Source organism: Streptomyces sp. NPDC005393 (genome assembly GCF_040606675.1).
Taxonomy (GTDB): Bacteria; Actinomycetota; Actinomycetes; order Streptomycetales; family Streptomycetaceae; genus Streptomyces.
On record NZ_JBEXFG010000016.1, the window covers coordinates 14587 to 34589 of the forward strand.

Genomic DNA, 20003 nt, shown 5'->3' on the forward strand with positions numbered 1-20003 from the left:
CACAGGCTTGACACCCTACGTGCCGCCAGCACACCATTGAACCGAACGATCGGTCGGTCGGCTGGCCGGTCGGTGGCGACGGCGGCGAAGGGGCTTCGCATGACGACCATGGCGGCGGAGGCGGGGGTATACGAGGCGGAGTTCGACGCCACCCTGGCCGCGGACGAGCGCATCGAGCCGCGCGACTGGATGCCCGATGACTACCGGGCGTCGCTGGTCCGGCAGATGGCCCAGCACGCCCACTCCGAGATCATCGGCATGCTGCCGGAGGCCAACTGGATCGCCCGCGCCCCCTCGTTGCGCCGCAAGGCGATCCTGATGGCGAAGGTCCAGGACGAGGCGGGCCACGGCCTGTATCTCTACAGCGCGGCCGAGACCCTGGGCACCAGCCGGGGCGAGCTGCTCGACAAGCTGCACTCGGGCCGCCAGAAATACTCGTCGATCTTCAACTACCCCACGCTGACCTGGGCCGACGTCGGCGCCATCGGCTGGCTGGTGGACGGTGCCGCGATCACCAACCAAGTCCCGCTCTGCCGCTGCTCCTACGGTCCTTACGCCCGCGCGATGGTCCGGATCTGCAAGGAGGAGTCCTTCCACCAGCGCCAGGGATATGAGTTGCTGCTGGCCCTGAGCCGGGGCACCGAGGCACAGCACGCCATGGCGCAGGACGCGGTGGACCGCTGGTGGTGGCCGTCGCTCATGATGTTCGGCCCGCCGGACGACGCATCGGCCCACTCCGCCCAGTCGATGGCCTGGAAGATCAAGCGCCATTCGAACGACGAGCTGCGCCAGCGCTTCGTCGACATCTGCGTCCCACAGGCCGAGTCGCTCGGCCTCACCCTCCCCGACCCCGAGCTGCGGTGGAACGAGGAGCGGGAGCATTACGACTTCGGCCCGATCGACTGGGAGGAGTTCCGGGAGGTGCTGCGGGGCAACGGCCCGTGCAACGCCGAGCGGATGTCCCAGCGGCGCCGGGCCCATGAGGAAGGCGCCTGGGTGCGCGAGGCCGCCGCCGCGTTCGCGGCCAAGCACGGGAAGGCACAGGCATGAGCGACAGTCCAAGCGGAGAGTGGCCGCTGTGGGAGGTGTTCGTGCGCAGCAGGCGCGGGCTGTCGCACACCCACGCCGGATCCCTGCACGCGCCGGACGCCGAGATGGCCCTGCGCAACGCCCGCGATCTGTACACCCGGCGCTCGGAAGGCGTATCGATCTGGGTGGTGCCGTCCGCGGAGATCACCGCCTCGTCTCCAGACGAGAAGGCCCCGTTCTTCGATCCGGCCGCCGACAAGCCCTACCGCCATCCCACCTTCTACGAGATCCCGGAAGGGGTGCGGCACCTGTGACCGCGGCCCTCGCCCTGGGCGACGACGCGCTGGTGCTCTCCCACCGACTGGGGGAGTGGGCCGGGCACGCCCCCGTGCTGGAGGAGGAGGTCGCGCTCGCCAATATCGCCCTCGATCTGCTCGGCCAGGCCCGGGTGCTGCTCTCCCTGGCCGGCGACGAGGACGAGCTGGCGTATCTGCGCGAGGAGCGGGCGTTCCGCAACGTCCAGCTCGTCGAGCAGCCGAACGGTGACTTCGCCCACACCATCGCCCGCCAGCTCTACTTCTCCACCTATCAGGAGCTGCTGTACGAGCGGCTGGCGCGGGGCACCGGCCCCTTCGCACCCCTCGCCGCCAAGGCGGTCAAGGAGGTGGCCTACCACCGCGACCACGCCGAGCACTGGACCCTGCGGCTCGGCGACGGCACGGCCGAGAGCCATGAGCGGATGGGGCGCGGGCTGGAGGCGCTGTGGCGGTTCACCGGGGAGCTGTTCGCGCCGGTCGAGGGGTGCGAGGTGGAGTGGGACGCCCTGCACACGCAGTGGCTGGACCGCGTCGGCTCCGTCCTGGGCCGCGCCACCCTGGCCATGCCCGAGGGGCCGCAGCGGAGCTCCTGGGCGGCCGGCGCCGGGCGCCAGGGCATCCATACCGAGCCGTTCGGCCCGATGCTCGCCCAGATGCAGCATCTGCACCGCAGCCATCCGGGGGCGACATGGTGACGCCCACGCCCCACGCCCCCCGCACCACCCCGCTCGAAGAGGAGCTGCGGCGGCTGGCCGGATCCGTCCCGGACCCCGAGCTGCCGATGGTGTCCCTGGCCGAGCTGGGCGTGGTGCGCGGGCTGCGGATCCTGGCGCCGGGCCGGGTCGAGGTCGAGCTGACCCCCACCTACACCGGCTGCCCCGCGCTGGAGTCGATGGCCGCCGATATCGAGCGGGTGCTGCACGAGCGGGGCATCCCCGAGGTGGCGGTCCGCACGGTCCTCTCCCCGCCGTGGACCACGGACGCGATCAGCGCCGAGGGCCGCCGCAAGCTCGCGGAGGCCGGCATAGCGCCGCCCTCGCCGGGCCGCGCGGCGGCGGGCGGCCCGGTCGCCGTCGCGCTCGCGGTGCGCTGCCCGCACTGCGGCTCGACCGAGACCACCTTGCTGAATCGCTTCTCCTCCACCGCCTGCAAGGCGCTGCGCCGCTGCGAGGCGTGCCGCGAACCGTTCGACCACTTCAAGGAGTTGTGATGGCCGCAGAAGCGGTGGTGCGGGCCACGCCCGGTCATGGCGCGTTCCACCCGCTGCGGGTGGCGGCCGTCGACCGGCTCACCGATGACGCGGTGGCCGTCACCCTGCGGGTGCCGCCCGGGCTGCGCGAGGCATTCCGCTTCGCCCCGGGGCAGCACATCGCGGTGCGGCGGTTCGCGGACGGCGCGGAGATCCGGCGGACGTACTCGATCTGCACACCGGGCCCGGGCGGCGAGGGACCGGAGTTCCTGCGGGTCGGGGTGCGGCTGGTGGAGGGCGGCGCGTTCTCGACGTATGCCCTCAAGGAGCTGGCGGTCGGCGAGGTCGTGGAGGTGATGGCCCCGGCCGGCCGGTTCGTCCTCGCCCCCAGGCCCGGGCACTTCGCCGCGGTCGTCGGCGGCAGCGGCATCACGCCCGTGCTGTCCATCGCCACGACGCTGCTCAGCCGGCAGCCCGCGGCCCGCTTCTGTCTGATCCGCAGCGACCGCACCGCCGCCTCGACGATGTTCCTGGAGGAGGTCGCCGACCTCAAGGACCGCTGGCCCGACCGGTTCCAGCTGGTGACCGCGCTCTCCCAGGAGGAGCAGCAGACCGGGCTGGTGTCCGGGCGGCTCGACGAGGAGCGGCTGACCGGGCTGCTCCCCGCGCTGCTGCCGGTGCGATCGGTGGACGGCTGGTTCCTGTGCGGGCCATACGGGCTGGTGCGCGCCGCCGAGCGGGCGCTGCGCGGTCTCGGCGTCGCCCGCGGCCGGGTCCACCAGGAGATCTTCCATGTCCAGACGGGCTCCGGCGAGGACGTCTCCCCCGCGCCGGCCGCCGCCGCGTCGCACAGCTCGGTGACGGCGACCCTGGACGGGCGGTCGGGCACCTGGCCGGTGCGGGACGGGGAGCCGCTTCTGGAGACCGTGCTGCGCAACCGCGCGGACGCGCCGTACGCCTGCAAGGGCGGGGTGTGCGGGACCTGCCGGGCGTTCCTGGTCTCCGGCGAGGTGCGGATGGACCGGAACTTCGCGCTGGAGCCGGACGAGGTGGAGGCGGGCTATGTGCTGGCCTGTCAGGCCCATCCGGTCGGCGAACGGGTGGAGTTGGACTTCGACCGCTGAGGGCCGGGCCGTTCCGGGCGTGTTCCCTTCTTGTATAACCTGTTCCATCTTGACCGGCCGTCGGACACAGCCGCGGCGCGGGAGGACGGACAGTGGACTTCACCTCCACCGAGGAGCAGCAGGCAGCCGTCCAGGCGGCGAAGGCCGTCTTCTCCTCCGTCGCCCCGGTCGGCGTGCCCAGCCCCGCGATGACCCCCGGCGCCGTCGCCGACGACATCGACCGGGCGCTGTGGCACCGGCTCGGGCAGGCCCTCGGGCCGCTGCGGCGCGGACCGGCCAGGCGCCCCTGGAGCACATGGCGCCCCTAGAGCCCCTAGAGCACGAAGGCCCCTTCGGCAGTGTCGTCGGGGCCGGCCACCATCGGGCGGCCCGCAGCGTCCCAGGCGAGCATCCCGCCGTCCACATTCACCGCGTCCAGACCCTGCGCGACCAGATACTGCGTCACCTGCGCGGACCGCCCGCCGACCCGGCACACCACATGCACCCGCCGCTCGCCGACCGCCTCGGTCAGCTCACCGAACCGGGCGACGACCTGGCCCATGGGGATGTGCAGAGCGCCTTCGGCATGCCCGGCAGCCCACTCGTCGTCCTCCCGGACGTCCAGCAGAAAGCCGTCGGCCGGCACCGCCGCGGCCTCCATCTCGGGAAGCTGGGCAAAACGCATCACACACACCTCTCACACGACATCAGCAGCCAGAGAAAACCTACTACCGCGCGAGCTCCGCCAGCCGGGCCTCCTTCTCGGCGGCCTGGGTCAGCAGCTGCTCGGCGATCTCGTCCAGCAGCCGGTCCGGATCCTCAGGAGCCATTTTGATCATCGCGCCGATCGCGCTCGACTCCAGCTCGGCGGCGGCCGCGGCCAGCATCTCCTTGCGCTCGGCCAGCCACTCCAGCCGGGCGTACAGCTCCTCGCTGCGGCTCGCCCGCCGCTCCGGCGGCGGCGGGCCGGCCGCCCACTCCTCGGCCAGCGCCCGCAGCGTCTCCACGTCCCCGGCCGCATAGGCCGCGTTGACCCGCACGATGAACGCGCCGCGCCGCTCCCGCTCGGCCTCCTCCTCGGCCAGGTCCGGATGGGCCTTACGGGCCAGCTCCCGGTAGATCCGGCGGGCCTCCTCGCTCGGCCGCACCCGCGGCGGCGGCTGCACCGGCCGCTCGGTGAGCATGGCGGCCGCCTCCGGCGAGAGACCCTCCGAGTCGATCCAGCCGTTGAACAGCTCTTCCACGCCCGGCATGGGCAGGACCAGCCCCCGCGCCTCACGGGCCTTCCGGATGTCCTCGGGGTCGCCGGTACGGGCCGCGACCGCCTCGGCGATCAGCGCGTCCAGCTCGTCGAGGCGCGAGTACATCGGCCCGAGCCGCTGATGGTGGAGCCGGGAGAAGTTCTCCACCTCCACCCGGAAGGTCTCCACCGCGATCTCGAACTCGATCAGCGCCTGCTCGGCCGCCCGCACCGCCCGCTCAAGGCGCTCGGCGGCCCGCGCCTCCTCCTCGGACCGGGACTCCTCGGACCGGGACTCCTCGGACGGGATCTCCTCGGACCGGGACTCCTGCGACCGGTCGTGCGATTCCGCCTGGGGCTCCGCCTCCGACACCGACTGCTGTGCCTGCTGCTGCGCTTCCGGGTTCGTCACCCGCTCAGCCTACGTCCGGTGGCCGGGGGCGACGGAACCTCGCACCCCTGTCACGGCTCACACCCCCAGCTCGGCCGCTATCCGCCCGGCGCGCACCGCCGCGACCAGCTCGGAGTGGTCCGCCTCCGTACGGTCCGCGTACGCCACCGCGAAGGCGGCCACGGCCTCGTCCAGCTCCTCGTTCTTGCCGCAGTACCCGGCCAGCAGCCGCGGATCGGCGCTGTGCGCATGGGCCCGCGCCAGCAGCGCTCCGGTCATCCGCCCGTAGTCGTCCATCTGGTCGGCGGCCAGCGCCGCCGGGTCCACGCTTCCCTTGCGGTTCCGGAACTGCCGCACCTGGTACTGCCGCCCCCGCACGGTGGTCCACCCCAGCAGGATGTCGCTGACCACCTGCATCCGCTTCTGCCCGAGCACCACACGGCGCCCCTCGTGTGTGACATCCGGCACCTCGAAACCGGCCTTCGCCACATACGGCAGCAGCGCGGAGGGACGCGCCTCCTTCACCTGGAGCACCATCGGCTCGCCCCGGTGGTCGAGCAGCAGCACCACATACGACCGGGTCCCCACGCTGCCCGTGCCGACCACCCGGAACGCCACATCGTGCACCTCGTACCGGGCGAGCAGCGGCAGCCGGTCCTCCGGCAGCGTCTCCAGATACTCGCCGAGCGCCGAGGCCACCGCCGCCGCCTCGTCGTCCGGCACCCGGCGCAGCACCGGCGGCGCGCCCACGAAGCGCCGGGCCCCGGGCCGCCCGGATGAGCCCTCCTCGCCGGGCACGGCCTCCGTGGCCCGGGCGGCGAATCGCGCGCTCGTGTTGCGCCGGGCCTTCTCGGAGACCCGCTCCAGCGTCCCGGCCAGATCCTTGGCGTCCGTGTGGGAGACCAGTTCCTCGTCCGCGATCGCGTTCCAGGCGTCGGCCGCCGGGAGCCTGGCCAACAGCCGGACCGTGCGGCGGTAGGCACCGACCGCGTCATGGGCCGCCGCCCGGCAGGTGTCCTCGTCCGCCCCCGCCTCCCGGCCGGCCAGCACCAGCGAGGTGGCGAGCCGCTTCACATCCCACTCCCACGGACCGTGGATGGTCTCGTCGAAGTCGTTGAGATCGATGACCAGACCGCCGCGTGCGTCCCCGTAGAGCCCGAAGTTGGCGGCGTGCGCATCGCCGCACAGCTGTGCTCCGATTCCGGTCACGGGTGTGGCCGCGAGGTCATGGGCCATCAGCCCGGCCGCCCCGCGCAGAAAGGAGAAGGGGGTGGCGGCCATCCGCCCGACCCGTATCGGCGTCAGCTCCGCCAGCCGCCCGGCGTTCGACCGCTCGACCGCCGCCACCGCGTCCGGCCGGTCCGCGCCCGACGGCGGCTCGGCCTGTGCCGAGCGCGGCACCCGCTTACGCAGCGCCTTGCCCTGCTGCCGGGGTGACGGCCCGTCACCGTGCCACGTGGCGAAGCCCGGCACCGGCGGCAGCCGCCGGGCCACCCCGGCCGCACCCCCGTCGCTCACCTCGGCCCCGTCGCCCGGCTCGCTCCCACCGCTCCGGCCGTCCGTCATCGCGCCCCCCGTTTCCCTCGCGCGTCGCCGGCAACCCCGATCAGCGCCGGCAACCCCCAACAACGCCGACAACGACATCGACTGACCAGACCGTACCGCTCTCCGGGAAACACCGTCAGAGCCTGTGGACAACCGTCCCGACGGGCCCTGCGCACCAGCTCAGCGCCGGAACTGCTCCGGACAGCCGCCGCCTTCCGGCAGATGGTCCTCCGCCCAGCGCGCCAGTTCCTTCAGCGCGGGCTCCAGCGCCTTCCCCGCGTCCGTCAGCCGGTAGGCGACCCGCAGCGGCGGCCCGGCGTCGACCTCCCGCACCACCAGCCCCGCCGCCGCCAGCTCGGTGAGCCGGTCCGACAGCATGCGCTCGCTGATGCCCGGGATGGCCCGCCGAAGCTCGGCGAAGTACGCCCCGCGCTCCGTCAGCACCGCCACGATCAGCCCGGTCCACCGTTTTCCGAAGAGCTCGAAGACCCGCGTGATCTTGCCGTCGACCTGCTTACACGCCTGCTCGCTGCGCTCCTCGTGCCCGCCACCGTCCGCCATGGAATACAGACTACTGCGTTCTCGTTTGGGACTGCGGAAAAGTAAGCTACTGTGCCTTTCCGTAGGTACGTAGGAATTAACTGGTTCCTTCCCGGAGCCCTGGTCATAACGGAGGCATCCCATGCCCACCCTTCTGCACATCGACACCTCGGTCTTCCCCGGCGAAGCCTCCGCTTCCCGCACCGTCGCCGCCAGCTTCCGCAAGGAGTGGGAGGCCCAGCATCCGGACGGCACGGTCATCTACCGCGACCTGGCCGCCGAGCCCCTGCCGCACCTGGACGGCCTCGCCGCGCACGCCGGCTTCATCCCCGCCGACGCCCGCACGCCGAAGCAGCAGGCCGCCTTCGCGCTGCGGGACACCCTGGCCACCGAGCTGGAGCAGGCCGACGCGGTCCTCATCGGCGCCCCGATGTACAACTTCACGATTCCCTCCACCCTCAAGGCGTGGCTGGACCACGTGATCATCATGGGCCGCACCTCGGGCGCGGAGCAGACCACCACCTCGGGCACCCCTGCCGTCGTCGTCGCCAGCCGTGGCGGCGGTTACGGCCCCGGCACCCCGCGGGAGAGCTTCGAGTTCGTCACGACCTACCTGGAGAAGGCACTGAACGGGGCGCTCGGCCTCGAGGTCGAGTTCGTTGTGCCGGAGCTCACGCTGGCCCGTGGCAACCCCGCGATGGCCGACCTGATCGAGCTCTCGGACGCCTCCAAGGCGAAGGCCCACGAGGACGCCGCCGCGAAGGCCAAGGCGCTCGCCGCCCGCTTCGCCGCCTGATCCGGACCGGCACAGGCAGCAGGGGCCTCGTCCAGCGGGCCCGGGGCCTCCCCGCACGGGGAGGCCCCTCAGCCGCCCGCGTCGTCGGGCAAAGGCGAAGCGGGCCCCTCCGAGCGACTTTTGTCACTCTGGAGGGGCCCGCTCCGACTGGTGCGCGAGGGGGGAGTTGAACCCCCACGCCCTTTCGGGCACTGGAACCTGAATCCAGCGCGTCTGCCTATTCCGCCACCCGCGCATGGGTGTTGTCGTTCGGCTGCAGGCCCCGCCCCCCGGATTGATCACTTCGATCGGCCCGGTTCGTGGGGGAGCGCCTTTCGACATCCAGAACATTAGCACGCTGCGGAGGGTGGATTCACACCCGTATCCGATGCCCTCGCCCCCCGCCCGCTCGGAGTCGGTCACGGTTGCGGGACACTGTCGTCAGGGCACCTCTACGATCCTTGTGAGAGGTGACACTGCTCCACAGGGCCAGGAAGGGGAACCACCCGATTTCCCGACGCGTGGATACGATCAGTAAGCAGTACGAGGACGACACTGAGCACGACTGAGGAAGGAGGTGCCCCGTGGGAGTACTGAAGCGCTTCGAGCAGCGTCTCGAGGGTCTCGTGAATGGCACCTTCGCCAAGGTGTTCAAGTCCGAGGTCCAGCCCGTCGAGATCGCGGGCGCGCTCCAGCGTGAATGCGACAACAACGCAACGATTTGGAATCGCGACCGGACCGTCGTCCCCAACGACTTCATCGTCGAGCTGAGCACGGGCGACTACGAGCGGCTGGCCCCGTATTCCGGACAGCTCGGCGACGAGCTGTCCAGCATGGTGCGCGACTACGCCAAGCAGCAGCGTTACACCTTCATGGGCTCCATCAAGGTCCATCTGGAGAAGGCCGACGATCTCGACACCGGCCTCTACCGGGTGCGCAGCCGGACCCTGGCCTCCAGCGAGTCCCAGAGCCCGCAGCAGGCGCCGGGCCGCGGTAGCGCCGGCGCGGCCCAGCAGCGCCCCGGCGGCTACCCCGCCCAGCCCTCGGGTGCGCCTCCGATGCCCTCAGCGCCTCCCGGCGCCCGTCCGGTGCCCCGCACCGGCGGGGCGGGAGCCGGCATCGGCGCGCAGCCGCAGGGCCAGACCCGGCGCTGGATCGAGATCAACAGCACCCGCCACCAGATCTCCCGGCCCACGCTGGTCCTGGGCCGCTCCACCGACGCTGACGTGCGGATTGACGACCCCGGTGTCTCCCGCAGACACTGCGAAATCCGGGTCGGAACACCGCCGACCATCCAGGATCTGGGGTCGACCAACGGCATCGTGGTGGACGGACAGCACACCACGCGCGCTACGCTCCGCGACGGCTCACGCATCGTCGTGGGCAGCACCACCATCGTTTACCGGCAAGCCGAAGGGTGAAGCGGGGGCAATGTCAGAGCTGACCCTCACGGTCATGCGGTTGGGTTTCCTCGCCGTACTGTGGCTGTTCGTCATCGTGGCCATTCAGGTCATCCGTAGCGACCTGTTCGGGACCCGCGTGACCCAGCGCGGTTCGGCGCGCCGCGGCGCCCCCGACCGGCCGCAGCCTCAGCGGCAACAGCAGCAGCCGGCAGCACCGCCGCAGCAGCGCCAGCAGTCGGGCGGCCGCGGCCGCCGTGGGGCCCCCACCAAGCTGGTGGTCTCCGAAGGCACGCTGACCGGCACCACGGTCGCCCTGCAGGGGCAGACCGTCACTCTCGGCCGTGCGCACGATTCAACAATCGTGCTGGACGACGACTACGCCTCCAGCCGGCATGCCAGGATCTACCCGGACCGTGACGGCCAGTGGATCGTCGAGGATCTCGGGTCCACCAATGGCACCTATCTCGACCGGACCCGACTCACCACACCGACACCGATTCCGCTCGGCGCGCCGATCCGTATCGGCAAAACCGTCATCGAGCTGCGGAAGTAGTAGGACCATGACGACCGGAGGGTGGGCAGCGTGGTTGGCAAGGGGCTGTACCCGGAGCCGACGGGCGAGGTGCGCATGAGTCTGTCACTGCGTTTCGCGGCCGGATCGCACAAGGGCATGATCCGGGAGGGCAACGAGGACTCCGGTTACGCCGGTCCCCGGCTGCTCGCCATCGCCGACGGCATGGGCGGCCAGGCCGCCGGCGAGGTCGCCAGCTCCGAGGTGATCTCCACCCTCGTCCAGCTCGACGACGACGTCCCGGGGTCGGACATCCTGACCTCGCTGGGCAGCGCCGTGCAGCGCGCCAACGACCAGCTGCGCGTCATGGTCGAGGAGGACCCCCAGCTGGAGGGCATGGGCACCACGCTCACCGCCCTGCTGTGGACCGGCCAGCGGCTCGGTCTCGTGCACGTCGGCGACTCGCGCGCGTATCTGCTGCGTGACGGTGTGCTCACCCAGATCACCCAGGACCACACCTGGGTCCAGCGCCTCGTCGACGAGGGCCGGATCACCGAGGAGGAGGCGGGCACCCACCCGCAGCGCTCCCTGCTGATGCGCGCCCTGGGCAGCGGCGACCATGTCGAGCCCGATCTGTCCATCCGCGAGGTCCGGGCCGGGGACCGCTATCTGATCTGCTCCGACGGCCTGTCCGGCGTCGTCAGCCACCAGACCCTCGAGGACACCCTCGCCAGCTACCAGGGCCCGCACGAGACCGTGCAGGAGCTCATTCAGCTCGCGCTGCGCGGCGGCGGCCCCGACAACATCACCTGCATCGTCGCCGACGTCCTCGACGTCGACGGCGGCGACACCCTGGCCGGGCAGCTCAACGACACCCCCGTCATCGTGGGCGCGGTCGCCGAGAACCAGATCCCCCTCGGGGACGGCGGCGCCGCGCACACCCCCGCGGGCCGCGCCGCCGAGCTCGGCCGGTCCGTGCCGCAGCAGGGTGACGCGCGGGGCGGCTTCGGGCCGCCCGGCAGCGGCGGTCCGGCCATCGGCGGACCGCCCGAGGGAAGCTTCGGGGCGTATGCCGACGGGGACTTCAGCAAGAAGAGCGGTCGCAAGACATGGGCCAAGCGGTCGCTCTTCATCGTGCTGGGTCTCGCCGTGATCGGCGGCGGGCTCTACGGCGGCTACCGCTGGACGCAGTCGCAGTACTACGTGGGCGCCAACGGCGACCACGTCGCGATCTACCAGGGCATCAGCCAGGACCTCGCCTGGATCAAGCTCAACAAGGTCCATGAGGACCACCGCGAGATCGAACTCAAGTACCTCCCGACCGACCAGCGCGGCCGGGTCGAGGACACCATCGCGGTCAGTGGTCTGGACCAGGCCGAGGACAAGACCACGGACCTCGCCACCCTCGCCAGCGCCTGCAGAAAGGCCGACGCGCAGCGGAAGGCGGAGGAGAGCCAGAAGGACCTCACCGGCGACGAGGGCCAGGCCGGCGGCGCGTCCGGTAAGGCCACCCCGAGCGCCGGCAAGACCCAGGGGAGCGGCGCCAAGCCCACGGCCGACAAGAGCGGGACGGAGACGCGCGCCGCCAAGGCCACGCCGAAGCCCACGACGACGCCGACGACTTCTCCCACTCCGAAGCCCGGCCCCACTCTCTCGGAGGATGAGAAGAAGTTGGTCCCGCAGTGCAGCAGCACCCAGCAGTGAAGCCGTAAGGGGCCGTCCACCCATGAGCAGTAGTACGACGAACACGACGACCATCAGCACGGCCGGGCCGCCGAGCAGGCGCAACACCGAGCTGGCCATGCTGGTCTTCGCGGTGATCATTCCGGTCTTCGCCTACGCCACCGCGGGTCTGGCGCTCAGCGACGAGATGCCGTCGGGCATGCTCAGCTACGGCATCGGGCTCGGCCTGCTCGCCGGCGTCGGCCACCTCGTGGTGCGAAAGTTCGCGCCGTACGCCGATCCGCTGCTGCTGCCGATCGCCACGCTGCTCAACGGGCTGGGACTCGTACTCATCTGGCGTCTGGACCAGTCCAAGCGGCTGGCCCAGCGGGCGGAGAACATCGGTCAGGTCTTCTCGCCCTCGGCCCCCAACCAGCTGATGTACTCGGCGATGGGCGTGGCCCTGTTCGTGGCCGTACTGATCTTCCTCAAGGACCACCGGATCCTTCAGCGCTATACGTACGTCTCCATGATCGGGGCGCTGATCCTGCTGATCCTCCCGGTGTTCTTCCCGCCGGTCTTCGGCGCCCGGATCTGGGTCAGGATCGGCAGCTTCTCCATCCAGCCCGGCGAGTTCGCCAAGATCATCATCGCCGTGTTCTTCTCCGGCTATCTGATGGTCAAGCGGGACGCGCTCGCGCTCGCCAGCCGCCGCTTCATGGGCCTGTACCTGCCCCGCGGCCGTGACCTCGGCCCGATCCTCGTGGTGTGGGCGATGAGCATCCTCATTCTCGTCTTCGAGACCGACCTGGGCACCTCGCTGCTGTTCTTCGGCCTGTTCGTCGTGATGCTGTACGTCGCCACCGAGCGCACCAGCTGGATCGTCTTCGGTCTGCTGATGTCGGCGGGCGGCGCGGTCGGCGTCGCCACCTTCGAACCGCACGTCCAGCAGCGCGTCGACGCCTGGCTCGACCCCTTCGCGGCCTTCAAGACCGGCGGCAGCGACCAGATCGCCCAGGCCCTGATGTCCTTCGGCTCCGGCGGCGTCTTCGGCACCGGCCTCGGCCAGGGCAACTCCGACCTCATCGGCTTCGCCGCCAACTCCGACTTCATCCTGGCCACCGTCGGCGAGGAGCTGGGCCTGGCGGGCACCATGGCGTTCCTGCTGCTGTACGGCCTGATCGTGGAGCGCGGCGTGCGCACCGCCCTCGCCGCCCGCGACCCGTTCGGCAAGCTGCTGGCGATCGGCCTGTCCGCCGCCTTCGCCATCCAGGTCTTCGTCGTCGCCGGCGGTGTGATGGGTCTCATCCCGCTGACCGGTATGACCATGCCGTTCCTCGCCTACGGCGGCTCCTCGGTGCTCGCCAACTGGGCGCTGGTCGCCGTCCTCATCAAGATCAGCGACACCGCGCGCCGCCCGGCCCCGACGCCCGCTCCGTCCACAGACGCCGAGATGACTCAGGTGGTCCGACCGTGAACAAGCCGCTGCGCCGAATCGCGATCTTCTGCGGCCTCCTCGTCCTCGCCCTGCTGATACGGGACAACTGGATCCAGTACGTCCAGGCCGACGAGCTCAAGAACAACAAGAACAACCGCCGCGTCCTGATCGCCCGTTACAACCAGCCGCGCGGCAACATCATCGTCGACGGCCGGCCGATCACCGGATCCGTGGAGACCAACGGCACCGACTTCAAGTACAAGCGCACGTACAAGAACGGTGCGATGTGGGCGCCCGTCACCGGCTACGCCTCCCAGGTCTTCGACGCCAACCAGATCGAGAAGCTCGAGGACGGCATCCTCACGGGCAACGACGACCGCCTCTTCTTCAACCGGACGATCGACATGATCACCGGCAAGGAGCAGAAGGGCGGCGACGTCATCACCACCCTGAACGGCAAGGCCCAGGAGGCCGCGTTCAAGGGACTCGGCAACAACAAGGGCGCCGTCGCCGCGCTCGACCCGCGCACCGGCAAGATCCTCGCCCTCGCCTCCACCCCGAGCTACGACCCCTCGAAGATCGCGGGCGGCTCGAAGAGCGACGAGAAGGCATGGCAGGCGCTGCAGCCGCAGAACAACACCGACGACCCGATGCTCAACCGGGCGCTGCGGCAGACCTACCCGCCGGGCTCCACCTTCAAGGTCGTCACCGCCGCGGCCGCGCTGGAGAACGGCAAGTACTCGAACATCGATGCGCCGACCGAGTCGCCGCTGCCCTGGCAGCTGCCGCTGTCCAGCAAGAACCTGGAGAACGAGGGGAACATCCCCTGCGAGAACGCCACGCTCCGGCAGGCGCTCCGCTACTCCTGCAACACGGTCTTCGGCAAGCTCGGCGACGACCTCGGCAAGGAGAAGATGCTCGAGGAGGCCAAGAAGTTCGGCTTCAACAAAGAGATCCTGACACCGGTCCGCACCAACGCCAGCTTCTACCCCGAGGACATGGACAAGCCGTCCAACGCGATGTCCTCCATCGGCCAGTTCGACACCCGCGCCACCCCGCTGCAGATGGCCATGGTCGCCGCCGCGGTCGCCAATGACGGCAAGCTGATGAAGCCGTACATGATCGACTCGCTGCGCGCTCCCAATCTGAACACGGTCGACCAGAACGACCCCGAGCAGATGAGCCAGCCGCTCACCGCGGACAACGCCCGCAAGCTCCAGGACATGATGGAGACCGTGGTCAAGGAGGGCACCGGAACCAACGCCCGGATCCCGGGCGTCACCGTCGGTGGCAAGACCGGTACCGCCCAGCACGGCGTCGCCAACAGCAAGAACCCTTACGCGTGGTTCATCTCCTACGCCAAGGGCGACAACGGCTCCCCGGTCGCCGTCGCGGTCGTCATCGAGGGCTCCGACACCCTCCGCAACGACATCGCCGGCGGCAAGCTGGCCGCGCCGATCGCCAAGAGTGTGATGAAGGCGGTACTCGACAGCGAGGGCAACAAGTGACGCCGGTCACGCCCCGACACGAATCCCGCACGTCGCCGTACCGGTCCGGTATCAAGTAGCGGCTGAGACCGGGTCCCGTAAGACGTGCCGGGTACGGTATGCGCGAGCAGCACTTCGCCGGCCCCCACAGGTGCGGCCGGGAATCACGGAAGAGGGCTGGAGTAGCTATGGAAGAGCCGCGTCGCCTCGGCGGCCGGTATGAGCTGGGCTCAGTGCTCGGCCGCGGTGGCATGGCGGAGGTCTACCTCGCGCACGACACCCGCCTCGGCCGTACTGTCGCTGTGAAGACGCTCCGGGTGGACCTCGCCCGCGATCCGTCCTTCCAGGCCCGGTTCCGCCGAGAGGCCCAGTCGGCCGCCTCGCTCAACCATCCCGCGATCGTCGCGGTCTACGACACCGGCGAGGACTACGTCGACGGTGTCTCGATCCCGTACATCGTGATGGAGTACGTCGACGGTTCCACACTGCGTGAGCTGCTTCACTCGGGCAGAAAGCTGCTCCCCGAGCGCTCGATGGAGATGACCACCGGGATCCTCCAGGCCCTGGAGTACTCGCACCGGAACAACATCGTCCACCGGGACATCAAGCCGGCGAACGTCATGCTCACGCGGACGGGCCAGGTCAAGGTGATGGACTTCGGCATCGCCCGGGCCATGGGCGATGCCGGTATGACCATGACGCAGACGGCCGCCGTGATCGGCACCGCCCAGTACCTCTCCCCCGAGCAGGCCAAGGGCGAGACCGTCGACGCGCGCAGCGACCTCTACTCCACCGGCTGTCTGCTCTACGAGCTGCTGACCGTGCGGCCGCCCTTCGTCGGCGACTCCCCGGTGGCCGTGGCCTACCAGCACGTACGGGAGGAGCCGCAGCCGCCGAGCACGTACGACCCCGAGATCACCCCGGAGATGGACGCCATCGTCCTGCGGGCCCTGGTCAAGGATCCGGACTACCGCTACCAGTCGGCCGACGAGATGCGTGCCGACATCGAGGCGGCCCTGGAGGGCCAGCCGGTCGCCGCCACCGCCGCGCTGGGCGCGGTCGGCTACGGCGCCGCCGACCAGCCCACGACGATGCTGCGGCCGCAGGACTCCGGGGCGCCGACCTCGATGCTGCCGCCGCTGCGCGAGGACGACGGCGGCTTCGGCTACGACGAGCGGCCGGACCGCGGACGCGGGCGCGGCGGGCCCCCCTCGCGGAAGGGCAGGCTCTCCACGATCCTGCTGATCCTCGCCGGGATACTGGTGCTGGTCGGCGCCATCTTCATCGGGAAGTCGCTGTTCGGGGGCGGCAAGACCGACGACATGGTCCCGGTGCCGAATCTCGTCGGCAAATCCTTCTCCGACGCCTCGGGCCAGGGGGAGAACGGCGACTTCAAGGTCAAGAAGGTCGGCTCCAAGTTCTGCGACGACGCGGAGAAGAACACGGTCTGTGAGCAGAACCCCGGGAGTGGCGGAGAGATCAAGCGGTTCGGCACGGTCAAGCTGACCATGTCGAAAGGTCCGAAGCCCGCAGCGAGGGTCGAGGTCCCCGACGTCCTCAATGTCCAGTTCGACTCCGCCGAGCAGCAGCTCAAGAACAAGGGCTTCGAGGTCTTGAAGGAGACGGAGGAGTCCGACCAGACCGCCGGCAAGGTGATCCGCCAGGACCCGGAGGGCGGCAAGAAGGTCGCCAAGGGCTCCACGATCACCCTGACCGTCGCCCAGGCCCAGTCGAAGGTCCTCGTCCCGGACGTGACCACACAGAAGCTCGATCAGGCCAAGGCGGCCCTCCAGGCGAAGGGCCTCCAAGTCCAGGCGCAGGAGGAGGAGAACGGCGACGTCGAGGCGGGCACGGTCCTCAGGCAGGACCCCGAAGGCGGCCAGGAGGTCGCGCCCAACTCGGTGGTCACCCTGACCGTGGCCAAGGCCCCGGCCCAGCAGGAGAACGTCCAGGTGCCCAACCTGGGCGGCCAGTCTCTCAAGGACGCCAAGAAGGCTCTCCAGGACCTCGGCCTCAATGTGGGCAACATCGCCGGCCCGCAGGACGACAACGCCACGGTGGTCACCAGCCAGCCGGGCGCGGGCACCCAGGTGCCCAAGGGCCAGTCCGTGAACCTCATCACCGTCGCGGGCCAGGGCAACGGCGGAGGCAATAACGGCGGCGGCAACGGCGGCATCTTCGGCGGCCTGGGCTGATCCACCCGCCGGCCCCGCCGGGGCCGCACCGCGCACGGGGAAGCCCCCGGCGCCCGCGAGACGGGTGCCGGGGGCTTCCCCGTATTACTGCCGACGCCGCCCGCCGGTACCGCAGGCCGCCCGCCGGACGGGGGCTAGCGCAGTTCCTTGGGGGGCGTACGGTCCGCGTCCACCTTCTCCATGCGCTCCAGCTCGCCCCATACGACGTAGCGGTGGCGCGAGGTGTAGACCGGGGTGCAGGTGGAGAGCGTGATGTAGCGGCCCGGCCGCTTCCGGCCCGACTCCTTCGGGACCCGGTCGAGCACATCCACATTGAACTTCGAGGTTTCGGGCAGCGTCGCGTAGACCTTGTAGACGTACCAGGTGTCGCGGGTCTCGAAGACCACCGCGTCGCCGTCGTGGACCTTGTCGATGTTGTGGAACTTCGCACCGTGCCCGTCCCGGTGCGCGGCGAGGGAGAAGTTGCCCTTCTTCGCCCAGGGCAGCGCGGCCTTGACCGGGTCCGTGTAGTACCCGGCGACGCCGTCGTTCAGGATCTTGGCCGAGGTGCCCTTCTTGACCAGCACCTCGCCGTTGTGCATGGACGGTACGTGCAGGAAGCCGATGCCGTCCTTGGTGTCGAGCCGGCCGGGCCCCTGCTCGGCCCAGTGCTTGCGCATCCGGTCGCCCTGCTTCCGCGCCTCGCGGTCGGCGAGGACGTTCGTCCACCACAGCGAGTAGACGACGAACAGGGCGAGGATAAGCCCCGCGGTGATCAACAGCTCGCCGAAGACGGCTACGGCCGCGGCGATCCGCCCGCGGCCGGTGTGGCGGCTCGGCGCCGCGGGCAGGTCGGGGCGCCGGCCCCGTCGCTGGTCGTGGTCGGTCCGTGCCACCGCGTCGTACCCCTTTTTCTGGTGTTATGGCTTTTCGCGCTCGGTTCATGGCCGTTCGCGCTCACTCGACCAGCGCGTCCGGCTTGCCCTCGCTGCGCGGCCGCTCGTCGACCATCCTGCCCCAGACGATCATCCGGTAGGTGCTGGTGAACTCCGGGGTGCAGGTCGTCAGCGTGATGTAGCGGCCCGGCCTGGTGAAGCCGGAGCCGGGCGGCACCGGCTTGATGACGCTTGTGTTGGAGGGCGGCGTCTGCGGCAGGATGCTGCGCATCTCGTAGGTGTAGTACCGGCTCTGCGTCTCGACGATGATCTTGTCGCCGGGCTTGAGGTGGTTGATGTAGCGGAACGGCTCGCCGTGGGTGTTGCGGTGCCCGGCCAGCGCGAAGTTGCCCTGCTTGCTCCACGGCATCGCGGTCTTCAGCTTGCCCTTGCCGTAGTGGCCCACCATGCCGCGGTCGAGGACCTTGTGCTTGTCGATCCCCTCGGCGATCGGGGCCTTCACGTCCAGCTGGGGGATGTAGATGATCGCGAACCCCTGGCCGGGCGTGAACGCGCCCGGATCGCGGTCCCCCTCGCCGCCCTGGTCCCACTTCTTCCGCAGATTGCTGGCGGCGCCGTCCGCCTGCAGATGGGCCCGGATGTTCGTCCACCACAGCTGATAGCCGACGAAGAGCAGCATCACCACACCGAGGGTGATGAACAGCTCGCCGAAGAGCCGGCTCGCGACGACCCCGGGACTGTCCTTGCGCGCCCGCGCGGCGCGCTTGGCCTCCATCCGGGTGCGAGGCCTGCCGGTCCTGGCGGCCGCTGTGGCGCCCGTCTCCGGCGCGCCGCCGCCCGCGCGGGCGCCGTGCCTGCCGGCGCGCTTCCCGGTCCCCTGGGCGGCCTTCCGGCGGACGGCCCGGCCGCCGGGCGGCGGCGTCCGGTCCGGGGACTGGTCCGGCGCGACCTTGCGCAGCAGCACGGTCTGGTCGTCGCCGGGGGGAGCGGCCTTCGGGCTCACGGCGCGCAGGGCGACCGTCTCGTCGTCGCCCCGGGGCGCCACCGGGCGCAGGACGGCCGTCTCGGCCGCCTCCGCCGCGTTTCCGGGGCCGGACGGGGTTACGGGGGCCGGAGTGGCTGAGGAGGCCGCACGGGCGCGCCTGCGCCCCGTGGGCGGCCCGCCCGCTTCCCCGGCGCCTCCGGGCCCGGAGGGGGCCGGGGAGGCGCGCCTGCGGCGCCCGGTGGGTGGCGGCACGGGGAACGAGGCGGTGCCCACGGCATGCCCCGTGCCGGCGTCCTGGGCCGCTCCCGGCAGCGGGTCGTTCAGCGGGTCCCCGAGGCCCTCCGCAGCCGTCCCGAAGGCGTCCGGGCCCCGTTGCTCGTCGTACGGCTCATGAGGCCCGTACGGCGCGTACGGGGCGGCTTCCTGGGCGCCATAGGCCGCGCCCTTGCGCTCGGGGCGCAGTGCGGTCACTCGCCGGCCTTACCGCCGACCGCCCCGACCACCGGGGCGAGCCCCGCCGACCGCTCCACCGCCCCCGTGTCCCCGCACTCCACCAGCCAGTTGGCGAGCATGCGATGGCCCCACTCGGTGAGGACCGACTCCGGGTGGAACTGAACCCCCTCGACGCGCAGTTCACGGTGGCGCAGCCCCATGGCGATGCCCGTCTGTGTCCAGGCCGTGATCTCCAGCTCGTCCGGGACAGTGCCCCGCTCGACGGCCAGCGAGTGGTAGCGGGTGGCGGTGAAGGGCGAGGGCAGACCGCGGAAGACGCCGGCCTCCTCATGGGTCACCAGCGAGGTCTTGCCGTGCAGCAACTCCGGGGCGCGGCCGACGACTCCGCCGTACGCCACGGCCATGGACTGCATCCCCAGGCAGACGCCGAACACCGGCACCCCGGTGCCCGCGCAGTGCCGCACCATGTCGACGCAGACGCCCGCCTCCTCGGGGGTGCCGGGGCCGGGGGACAGCAGCACACCGTCGAAGCCGTCCTGGGCGTGCGCGAGGGAGACCTCGTCGTTGCGCACCACCTCGCACTCGGCGCCGAGCTGGTAGAGGTACTGGACGAGGTTGAAGACGAAGCTGTCGTAGTTGTCGACGACCAGGATGCGCGCGCTCATCGCAGACTCCCCATTCCCTCGTCGACCGTCACGTCGTTGAACGGCAGCAGCGGCTCCGCCCACGGGAAGACGTACTGGAAGAGCACGAACACGATCGCCAGCATGAGGGCGAGGGAAATCAGCGCCCGTACCCATGCGTTGCCCGGCAGATGACGCCAGATCCAGCCGTACATGCCATCCCTACTCACCGATGACGGAGT

Annotated in this window: 20 protein-coding genes, 1 tRNA gene and 1 pseudogene; 13 read left to right on the plus strand and 9 right to left on the minus strand. The window is 70.7% G+C overall.

Annotated features, from left to right (window positions below; all coding sequences use genetic code 11):
* Window positions 1–99: 99 nt before the first annotated feature.
* From paaA to ABZS71_RS15980, 6 genes and pseudogenes are all read left to right on the plus strand, one after another.
* The gene (gene paaA, locus ABZS71_RS15955) at window positions 100–1050 is read left to right on the plus strand and encodes a 1,2-phenylacetyl-CoA epoxidase subunit PaaA (RefSeq protein WP_356210526.1); all 951 of its coding nucleotides are present in this window, start codon (window positions 100–102) and stop codon (window positions 1048–1050) included.
* The gene (gene paaB, locus ABZS71_RS15960; protein WP_355858184.1) at window positions 1047–1343 is read left to right on the plus strand and encodes a 1,2-phenylacetyl-CoA epoxidase subunit PaaB; all 297 of its coding nucleotides are present in this window, start codon (window positions 1047–1049) and stop codon (window positions 1341–1343) included. Before paaA ends, paaB begins: the two co-directional genes overlap by 4 nt.
* The gene (paaC, locus tag ABZS71_RS15965) at window positions 1340–2041 is read left to right on the plus strand and encodes a 1,2-phenylacetyl-CoA epoxidase subunit PaaC (RefSeq protein WP_355858181.1); all 702 of its coding nucleotides are present in this window, start codon (window positions 1340–1342) and stop codon (window positions 2039–2041) included. Before paaB ends, paaC begins: the two co-directional genes overlap by 4 nt.
* Complete coding sequence (paaD, locus tag ABZS71_RS15970) at window positions 2035–2556, plus strand: 1,2-phenylacetyl-CoA epoxidase subunit PaaD (protein WP_355858178.1); 522 nt, start codon at window positions 2035–2037, stop codon at window positions 2554–2556. Before paaC ends, paaD begins: the two co-directional genes overlap by 7 nt.
* Window positions 2556–3659, plus strand: a complete 1104-nt coding sequence (locus ABZS71_RS15975; RefSeq protein ID WP_356210529.1) for a 2Fe-2S iron-sulfur cluster-binding protein — start codon at window positions 2556–2558, stop codon at window positions 3657–3659. The genes paaD and ABZS71_RS15975 overlap by 1 nt, the downstream gene beginning before the upstream one ends.
* A 92-nt stretch (window positions 3660–3751) precedes the next feature.
* Window positions 3752–3898, plus strand: a pseudogene (locus tag ABZS71_RS15980) (acyl-CoA dehydrogenase); the annotation flags it as partial.
* Window positions 3899–3972: 74 nt separating this feature from the next.
* On the opposite strand, the gene ABZS71_RS15985 reads toward ABZS71_RS15980, so the two are convergent.
* The 4 genes from ABZS71_RS15985 to ABZS71_RS16000 form a co-directional block, all read right to left on the minus strand.
* Entirely contained in the window at window positions 3973–4323 is a 351-nt protein-coding gene (locus ABZS71_RS15985) for a rhodanese-like domain-containing protein (RefSeq protein ID WP_356210532.1), read from the minus strand.
* A 43-nt stretch (window positions 4324–4366) separates the two neighbouring features.
* Window positions 4367–5188, minus strand: a complete 822-nt coding sequence (locus ABZS71_RS15990) for a hypothetical protein (protein ID WP_356210677.1) — start codon at window positions 5186–5188, stop codon at window positions 4367–4369.
* A 159-nt stretch (window positions 5189–5347) separates the two neighbouring features.
* The gene (locus ABZS71_RS15995; protein ID WP_356210534.1) at window positions 5348–6835 is read right to left on the minus strand and encodes a DUF2252 domain-containing protein; all 1488 of its coding nucleotides are present in this window, start codon (window positions 6833–6835) and stop codon (window positions 5348–5350) included.
* Between the two features lie 159 nt (window positions 6836–6994).
* Window positions 6995–7375 (minus strand): helix-turn-helix domain-containing protein, encoded by a 381-nt coding sequence (locus ABZS71_RS16000; RefSeq protein ID WP_355858166.1) that lies wholly within the window; start codon window positions 7373–7375, stop codon window positions 6995–6997.
* Window positions 7376–7496: 121 nt separating this feature from the next.
* On the opposite strand from ABZS71_RS16000, the gene ABZS71_RS16005 reads away from it, so the two are divergent.
* Entirely contained in the window at window positions 7497–8150 is a 654-nt protein-coding gene (locus ABZS71_RS16005; RefSeq protein ID WP_356210537.1) for an NAD(P)H-dependent oxidoreductase, read from the plus strand.
* A 148-nt stretch (window positions 8151–8298) separates the two neighbouring features.
* Here the strand turns inward: ABZS71_RS16005 and ABZS71_RS16010 are convergent.
* Window positions 8299–8385, minus strand: a tRNA-Leu gene (locus ABZS71_RS16010).
* Between the two features lie 328 nt (window positions 8386–8713).
* Here ABZS71_RS16010 and ABZS71_RS16015 point away from each other — a divergent pair.
* The 6 genes from ABZS71_RS16015 (at window position 8714) to pknB (ending at window position 16825) form a co-directional block, all read left to right on the plus strand.
* The gene (locus tag ABZS71_RS16015) at window positions 8714–9550 is read left to right on the plus strand and encodes an FhaA domain-containing protein (RefSeq protein ID WP_356210540.1); all 837 of its coding nucleotides are present in this window, start codon (window positions 8714–8716) and stop codon (window positions 9548–9550) included.
* 10 nt (window positions 9551–9560) lie between these two features.
* Window positions 9561–10085, plus strand: coding sequence for an FHA domain-containing protein (locus ABZS71_RS16020; RefSeq protein WP_355858157.1), 525 nt, complete (start codon window positions 9561–9563; stop codon window positions 10083–10085).
* Between the two features lie 75 nt (window positions 10086–10160).
* Window positions 10161–11747: a PP2C family serine/threonine-protein phosphatase gene (locus ABZS71_RS16025; RefSeq protein WP_356210679.1), complete on the plus strand. Its 1587-nt coding sequence runs from the start codon at window positions 10161–10163 to the stop codon at window positions 11745–11747.
* 22 nt (window positions 11748–11769) lie between these two features.
* Entirely contained in the window at window positions 11770–13182 is a 1413-nt protein-coding gene (locus ABZS71_RS16030) for an FtsW/RodA/SpoVE family cell cycle protein (RefSeq protein WP_355858154.1), read from the plus strand.
* A complete protein-coding gene (locus ABZS71_RS16035) occupies window positions 13179–14651 on the plus strand; it encodes a penicillin-binding protein 2 (RefSeq protein ID WP_356210543.1) in 1473 nt (490 codons plus the stop codon). The genes ABZS71_RS16030 and ABZS71_RS16035 overlap by 4 nt, the downstream gene beginning before the upstream one ends.
* A 167-nt stretch (window positions 14652–14818) precedes the next feature.
* On the plus strand, window positions 14819–16825 hold the full coding sequence (gene pknB, locus ABZS71_RS16040) for a Stk1 family PASTA domain-containing Ser/Thr kinase (RefSeq protein ID WP_356210545.1): 2007 nt from the start codon (window positions 14819–14821) through the stop codon (window positions 16823–16825).
* Window positions 16826–16959: 134 nt separating this feature from the next.
* Here the strand turns inward: pknB and ABZS71_RS16045 are convergent, their stop codons facing one another.
* The 4 genes from ABZS71_RS16045 to ABZS71_RS16060 all read right to left on the minus strand — a co-directional run bounded on the left by ABZS71_RS16045 (window position 16960) and on the right by ABZS71_RS16060 (window position 19976).
* On the minus strand, window positions 16960–17700 hold the full coding sequence (locus tag ABZS71_RS16045; RefSeq protein WP_356210548.1) for a class E sortase: 741 nt from the start codon (window positions 17698–17700) through the stop codon (window positions 16960–16962).
* A gap of 61 nt (window positions 17701–17761) precedes the next feature.
* The gene (locus ABZS71_RS16050) at window positions 17762–19156 is read right to left on the minus strand and encodes a class E sortase (protein WP_356210550.1); all 1395 of its coding nucleotides are present in this window, start codon (window positions 19154–19156) and stop codon (window positions 17762–17764) included.
* A complete protein-coding gene (locus ABZS71_RS16055; RefSeq protein WP_355854978.1) occupies window positions 19153–19803 on the minus strand; it encodes an aminodeoxychorismate/anthranilate synthase component II in 651 nt (216 codons plus the stop codon). The genes ABZS71_RS16050 and ABZS71_RS16055 overlap by 4 nt, the downstream gene beginning before the upstream one ends.
* Entirely contained in the window at window positions 19800–19976 is a 177-nt protein-coding gene (locus ABZS71_RS16060) for a hypothetical protein (protein ID WP_355854981.1), read from the minus strand. The genes ABZS71_RS16055 and ABZS71_RS16060 overlap by 4 nt, the downstream gene beginning before the upstream one ends.
* Window positions 19977–20003 lie beyond the last annotated feature (27 nt).

Excerpts from the sequence above, each read along its gene's own strand:
- paaD (WP_355858178.1), top strand. The coding sequence starts at position 2,035 with ATGGTGACGCCCACGCCCCACGCCCCCCGCACCACCCCGCTCGAAGAG.
- pknB (WP_356210545.1), top strand. The coding sequence starts at position 14,819 with ATGGAAGAGCCGCGTCGCCTCGGCGGCCGGTATGAGCTGGGCTCAGTG.
- ABZS71_RS16055 (WP_355854978.1), bottom strand. The coding sequence starts at position 19,803 with ATGAGCGCGCGCATCCTGGTCGTCGACAACTACGACAGCTTCGTCTTC.
- ABZS71_RS15995 (WP_356210534.1), bottom strand. The coding sequence starts at position 6,835 with ATGACGGACGGCCGGAGCGGTGGGAGCGAGCCGGGCGACGGGGCCGAG.
- paaA (WP_356210526.1), top strand. The coding sequence starts at position 100 with ATGACGACCATGGCGGCGGAGGCGGGGGTATACGAGGCGGAGTTCGAC.
- ABZS71_RS16020 (WP_355858157.1), top strand. The coding sequence starts at position 9,561 with ATGTCAGAGCTGACCCTCACGGTCATGCGGTTGGGTTTCCTCGCCGTA.
- paaB (WP_355858184.1), top strand. The coding sequence starts at position 1,047 with ATGAGCGACAGTCCAAGCGGAGAGTGGCCGCTGTGGGAGGTGTTCGTG.
- ABZS71_RS16000 (WP_355858166.1), bottom strand. The coding sequence starts at position 7,375 with ATGGCGGACGGTGGCGGGCACGAGGAGCGCAGCGAGCAGGCGTGTAAG.
- ABZS71_RS15975 (WP_356210529.1), top strand. The coding sequence starts at position 2,556 with ATGGCCGCAGAAGCGGTGGTGCGGGCCACGCCCGGTCATGGCGCGTTC.
- ABZS71_RS16025 (WP_356210679.1), top strand. The coding sequence starts at position 10,161 with ATGAGTCTGTCACTGCGTTTCGCGGCCGGATCGCACAAGGGCATGATC.
- ABZS71_RS16005 (WP_356210537.1), top strand. The coding sequence starts at position 7,497 with ATGCCCACCCTTCTGCACATCGACACCTCGGTCTTCCCCGGCGAAGCC.
- ABZS71_RS15985 (WP_356210532.1), bottom strand. The coding sequence starts at position 4,323 with ATGCGTTTTGCCCAGCTTCCCGAGATGGAGGCCGCGGCGGTGCCGGCC.
- ABZS71_RS16030 (WP_355858154.1), top strand. The coding sequence starts at position 11,770 with ATGAGCAGTAGTACGACGAACACGACGACCATCAGCACGGCCGGGCCG.
- ABZS71_RS16060 (WP_355854981.1), bottom strand. The coding sequence starts at position 19,976 with ATGTACGGCTGGATCTGGCGTCATCTGCCGGGCAACGCATGGGTACGG.